This window comes from Chamaesiphon polymorphus CCALA 037 (assembly GCF_003003845.1).
GTDB classification, from domain to species: Bacteria; Cyanobacteriota; Cyanobacteriia; order Cyanobacteriales; family Chamaesiphonaceae; genus Chamaesiphon; species Chamaesiphon polymorphus.
The window spans coordinates 1-5,299 of sequence record NZ_PVWO01000419.1 but is presented as its reverse complement, the minus strand read 5'-3'; the positions used below and the strand labels follow the sequence as shown (position 1 = coordinate 5,299).

General features: G+C 45.3%; 8 protein-coding genes. 2 read left to right on the top strand and 6 right to left on the bottom strand.

Translation table 11 applies throughout. The annotated features are described in order from the left end of the window. Positions 1 to 56: 56 nt before the first annotated feature. Positions 57 to 230 (bottom strand): hypothetical protein, encoded by a 174-nt coding sequence (locus C7B77_RS30360; protein WP_181243990.1) that lies wholly within the window; start codon positions 228 to 230, stop codon positions 57 to 59. A 28-nt stretch (positions 231 to 258) separates the two neighbouring features. Between C7B77_RS30360 and lpxD the strand changes: the two genes are divergently transcribed. After that, positions 259 to 1,293 carry a UDP-3-O-(3-hydroxymyristoyl)glucosamine N-acyltransferase gene (gene lpxD / locus C7B77_RS23345; RefSeq protein ID WP_106310579.1) on the top strand — a complete coding sequence of 345 codons (1,035 nt, stop codon included), beginning with the start codon at positions 259 to 261 and terminating at the stop codon, positions 1,291 to 1,293. A 385-nt stretch (positions 1,294 to 1,678) separates the two neighbouring features. Here lpxD and C7B77_RS30355 read toward each other — a convergent pair whose 3' ends face one another. Next, positions 1,679 to 1,831, bottom strand: a complete 153-nt coding sequence (locus tag C7B77_RS30355) for a hypothetical protein (RefSeq protein WP_181243989.1) — start codon at positions 1,829 to 1,831, stop codon at positions 1,679 to 1,681. Positions 1,832 to 1,936: 105 nt separating this feature from the next. Here C7B77_RS30355 and C7B77_RS23340 point away from each other — a divergent pair, with 105 nt between their 5' ends. Next, on the top strand, positions 1,937 to 3,601 hold the full coding sequence (locus tag C7B77_RS23340; RefSeq protein WP_106310576.1) for a mechanosensitive ion channel: 1,665 nt from the start codon (positions 1,937 to 1,939) through the stop codon (positions 3,599 to 3,601). A 110-nt stretch (positions 3,602 to 3,711) separates the two neighbouring features. Here the strand turns inward: C7B77_RS23340 and C7B77_RS23335 are convergent, their stop codons facing one another. Genes C7B77_RS23335 through C7B77_RS23320 form a run of 4 tightly spaced genes read right to left on the bottom strand, consistent with a single transcriptional unit; the run spans position 3,712 to position 5,172 of the window. Continuing rightward, entirely contained in the window at positions 3,712 to 3,936 is a 225-nt protein-coding gene (locus C7B77_RS23335) for a hypothetical protein (RefSeq protein ID WP_106310573.1), read from the bottom strand. A gap of 1 nt (position 3,937) precedes the next feature. Further along, complete coding sequence (locus C7B77_RS23330) at positions 3,938 to 4,492, bottom strand: GNAT family N-acetyltransferase (RefSeq protein WP_106310570.1); 555 nt, start codon at positions 4,490 to 4,492, stop codon at positions 3,938 to 3,940. A 39-nt stretch (positions 4,493 to 4,531) separates the two neighbouring features. After that, a complete protein-coding gene (locus C7B77_RS23325) occupies positions 4,532 to 4,900 on the bottom strand; it encodes a clan AA aspartic protease (RefSeq protein ID WP_106310567.1) in 369 nt (122 codons plus the stop codon). Beyond that, complete coding sequence (locus C7B77_RS23320; RefSeq protein ID WP_106310564.1) at positions 4,900 to 5,172, bottom strand: hypothetical protein; 273 nt, start codon at positions 5,170 to 5,172, stop codon at positions 4,900 to 4,902. Before C7B77_RS23320 ends, C7B77_RS23325 begins: the two co-directional genes overlap by 1 nt. Between the last annotated feature and the right edge of the window lie 127 nt (positions 5,173 to 5,299).

The window sequence follows — 5,299 nt, the reverse complement described above, 5'->3', positions numbered from 1 at the left end:
GTGGATGGCAACATCCCAATTCGCAATCCAAAATCCACAATCCTAACGCCTAACGCCTAACGCCTAACGCCTAAAAACACTGCTAACGAGATCGAGGGCAAAAAGACGGCAACTAGGACGATCCCCGTGGTTGGTGTTGGCGTAATGAGAGTACCGAGGTAGTTAATCGCGATCGAGATGGCGACAGATGGTAATAACATTTTAAGTAATAGTCCGATTTGGTCTGGCACTGAACTAATCTTTACCCCCGAATTAATGATGCAATTTAGCGAACTGATAATTAAACTAGGGTCTGCGGTGACTGCAAGTAGTTTCGATCGCGATCGCCAGCTCGATCCCATCTTAACTGGCTTGGCACCGATCGATACAGCCACAGCGGGGACGATTAGCTATATTGAAGGCGATAAGTTTGCCAAATTTGTTAGTAGTACGGCGGCGAGTGCTTTGGTGTTGCCGATGAATGAGGCGATCCAAGCACAAGCAAGCGACAGAGGAATTGCCTGGATTGCAGCTCAAGAACCGCGATTATTGTTTGCCCAAGTTATCAAATTATTTTATCAACCCTTTAAGTTGCCTGCGGGCGTGCATCCTAGCGCGATCGTTGAGGCGGATGTCGAATTAGGCGAGAATGTGTCGATCGGTGCCCATGCGGTCATTCAAGCTGGGGTAAAAATTGGGAATGATGTAACGATCCATCCTAATGTGGTCGTTTATCCCGACGTCCAGATCGGCGATCGCACGATCTTACATGCTAACTGTACCATTCACGAACGGGTCAGACTCGGTAATGATTGTGTCATCCACAGTGGGGCGGCAATCGGCGCAGAGGGCTTTGGATTCGTGCCGACGCCTTCTGGGTGGTTCAAGATGGAACAGGCGGGTTACACGGTCTTAGAGAACGGTGTGGAGATCGGTTGCAATAGTACTGTCGATCGACCAGCCATGGGCGAAACGCGGATCGGTCGAGATACAAAGCTGGATAATTTAGTGCATGTCGGACATGGTTGTCAGATCGGCTCTAATTGCGCTCTTGCCGCTCAAGTAGGGTTGGCTGGCGGTGTCAAGGTTGGTAATGGCGTGCTACTAGCTGGACAAGTCGGCGTTGCCAATCAGGTGACAATTGGGGATCGCGCAATCGCGTCATCGAAGACAGGGATTCACAATAATGTCGATCCGGGTGAAATTGTCTCTGGGTATCCCGCCGTTTCACATAAACTCTGGCTCAAAACTGCGGCGATCGTCAATCGACTGCCAGAAATGTATCAATTTTTCAAACAAAGTCAGCGCAATTAATCTACCGATTTTCTTGACTCAGCTCGACCGATGGCCAGTTTTCGAGCGCAATTTCTATTGATGAATAAATGTCGAGAGAAAGTAGCTTTTTGCAAGATAATCGATAGTTTCAAAGCAAAAATAAGTAAAGATATTCAAATATTCGTATTGTAATGGCTGTCATTACTGATGAAGCATGGTAAGCTACCATTGAAGTCGAATTTTAACAACTTTAGTGAAAGTAGATAATATCTATCTTTACTAATTAATACTAATTACTTCTAGATAGCTACTAGAGTGTATTTTTGTTAAGATCGTTCGATGAGCGATCTAGTTGTTTCGAGCTGCTAGATCGAAGATAAGCCAAAGAATCTATAACTAGATATTTTCGATCGATAGCACAATTTTAACGATAAGTATATTTGGCGACAGCTTTTTGTAGATCTGCAACGCACATCCACTGGTTGCGAGCCAACAAAATGGAATGAAATAAATATTTCGCTCTGGCGCAGGCAGCAGTCGAGCCTTCCCAGGGCGATAACGGGGTAATTTTTTTCAACCATTATATTTTCTGTGCCGCAGTCCACGATCGCCAAGTATGCAAGATTGTGTTTGAGCCTCACACGTAGTCCGTGGCATTTACAATTTACATAGCAAATAATATATGAACGAAACTTGGCAACTCATTAGTGCGGGAACCGAAACCAGTCAGCTTATTGCTAAAAATTGGCTAGTCGCGCAGGCCGCCGTACCGATCGCTAACCCAAATATTTCGACCACAGGGATTGAAAATCTTGCCAGACAAACTGGTGGCACGATTGGAGCCTATTTACCGAGTCTATTGGGTGCGATAGTTACACTATTTATCGGCTGGATCGTGGCTTTTATCGTCTCATCCGTCGTTCGCAACCTCCTCAAACGTACCGACCTCGATAACCGCTTGGGTCGGATGGCAACTGGTACCTCTAGCTCGAATATGAATACCGAAAAATTAGTCGGAGACATTGTCTTCTGGCTAATTTTTCTATTTGCGGTTCTAGCATTTCTCAATGCGCTCAATCTCACTGTTGTGGCGCAACCGCTCAACAATGTCTTGAACCAGATTCTGGCATTTATCCCCAAATTAGCATCAGCGGCGGCCTTAGCTGCGGTTGCTTGGTTAGTAGCAACTGCTGTAAAAGCGATCGTCGTGCGGACTGCTGGCACGATCGTCCCAGCGATGTCTCAACGCATGGCTGTTGGCGAAAATCAAGTTTTGCCTAGCGAAACCCTCGGCAACGCCCTCTACTGGTTTGTATTTTTATTCTTCCTGCCGCTAATCCTCGACGTTCTCGATCTTAGAGGCCCTCTAGCACCCGTCCAGAATCTCTTAAACGATATTCTCAGCGCGCTGCCCAATATCTTTAAAGCAGGTCTGATCGCTCTGGTTGGCTGGTTTGTCGCTCGGATCGTCCGCGAATTGACGACCAATTTACTCGCTGCTGCTGGCACTGAGAGATTAGCTGCCAAAATTGGCTTGAATAGAGCCGCTCCGGGGCAATCGCTATCGGCATTGTTAGGGACGATCGTCTATGTGATGATTTTAATCCCAACAGCGGTTGCCGCACTAGATGCACTGCAAATCCCTGCAATTTCTGGCCCTGCAACTTCCATGCTCCAACGCGTATTGGATACCATTCCCCAAATTCTGACCGCAGCAGTAATTTTAGCAGTCGCATTTGTTATCAGTCAGTTTGTGGGCGATTTGGTTGCCAATCTCCTCAACGGCTTGGGTTTCAATGGGATCTTCCGCGCCTTGGGACTACACACACTACATCAATCCACCCTCCGCGATACTCCCGTGACGCCTGTAACCGGAAGCGAAATCGTCCCTCCTCCCACCAAGCAGACACCATCAGAAGTCGCTGGTTTAATCGCTCGCGTTGGGGTAATGCTGATTGCTACAGTAGCTGCTACTGAAGTATTAGGAATTCCATCGCTCAACGATTTAGTTCAGGGACTATTAATCATCGCTGGACAAGTATTAGCTGGAGTGCTCGTATTTGGGATCGGGTTATTCCTCGCCAATCTGGCTCAAAGAGTCGTCAGCAGTTCTGGTACTCATCAAGCACAAGTGCTCGGACAAGTAGCACGTCTGGCAATTATCGCCTTTGTCGGTGCAATGGCATTACAACAGATGGGGATTGCCGCTAGTATTGTCAACTTGGCTTTCGGTCTAATGTTAGGCGCGATCGCAGTTGCCGTGGCAATTTCGTTCGGTTTGGGCGGTCGCGATGTTGCTTCGGAGCAACTCCGAGACTGGCTGGCTGGTTTCCGCGACAAGCGTTAATTTTCCGATAATAAGTGAATTTTCGCTCCATCAGAAGTCAGTATCGATACTGACTCCTGATTTTTTTGTCTAGTATTGATAGAACCCATTCGGGATCTTGACGATCGACTTTAGCTTTGTACCGAGCTATTGAGTTGTTGCTGAAGTTGTTGGACTTCTTCAAGCGATAGTCCAGTTCCACGAGCGACCGCTTCAACCGATAATCCATTAATCCATCTCGGAGAAAGTTGAGTGCGATCTAGCGTTTTGCCTTCGCTTCTGTTTCTTCCTGGATCGAGCGGTAAATGACTGATTCTTGCATAACGTCTCTGTGTACTAAGCTGTAGCCTTTTCATTTTAACTTAGTTCTTCAATAGTCCGACTTAAGGTTTTGTTAGACCAATCCTGCTGTTTGAGAGTGTATAAATTACATGCCTCATCATGATAGGTAATCTTTTCTGAATAAATCATGCCTATTTTCATAAGAAGCTTTGAAGAGACAATATTTAGCGGATCGACCAATCCGATTAATTCCGGCAGTGCCAATTCTTCAAATGCGTACTGGACGCACTTCTCAAGAATCTCTGTCCCGTAGCCTAATCCCCAATATTGCGGAAGAAGGGAAATCGCTAAATCATTCCTATCCAGTTCTCTAAGATATAACAAACCAGTGTTTCCAATAACATCACCAGAAGCCTTTAAGACAACAGCATATCGACCATACCCATATTTGGAATAATCAGCAATTGTTCTCGAAATAAGAAACTTTTCTGCCTGTCTTTTATCTCTTAAAGGCTCTCCAATAAATTTCATTACGAGTGGATCCGATCTTAACAAATAATAAGCAATAATATCGCTTGAAGTCCATTTACGAACTATAGTTCTATTCGTTTCAAATAAGATACTGTCCATCTGCAATCTTAAACGATCTATAGCAATCCTATGACCATATCATAGAGAGAAAATCTTGACTACACCGCCAGATCTGCCTTCTATTTCCAGTTTGTAATCTTCTAATAGCCCCATTCCAATCAAACACTCTGTTTCCGAGGCATTAACCTCAACTCTTCGGACTTGCCCATCCCAGATAACAGAACCAGCATACATTTCAAAGAGCTTGACGCTGCCATCTCCTAAAATAGCATCTTGTATGCCTCGAAGAGTTAACCCCAACTCATCAACGATTGCCCTCGGAAGCATTAAATCGCCAGTGTAACCAGTGTCAATCACTGCTTTAATTGCCTTTATTTGTTTGTAATCGTTTAAAACAGCAATCTGGACAATTGCTTCACGATTTGCATTAACGCTACCTAGAATCATTACGATACATTCGAGCTAATAAAACCAATCCGATGTACCGCTCGATGTCCGATCCGTACAAACCAAATTTGAGCATCTGGATATTGCTCTAACATTCGATCGGAAGCCGTAAGACTATCTTTGGCTACCTCAAAAGCTCCGGTTTCAATATCGATGGCCACAATCTTACCATGGTTACCTGCTTCGACCTGCAAGCGCACTTCAGACTCATACAGAGCATTGCCTCTGTGGGCAACTTCTTCTTTAGTGTAGCGGGGGTGTCGTACTACCATCTGTTTAACCCTACTGTAACCTAGAACCTCTTTATTTTAGCTTAGAGAAATAACTTACGGTTCGCTCATTTTCAGGGAGGGTCATCAGATTGTGGCCCAAGGCAAGTATAAATCTCAACTGGAAAGT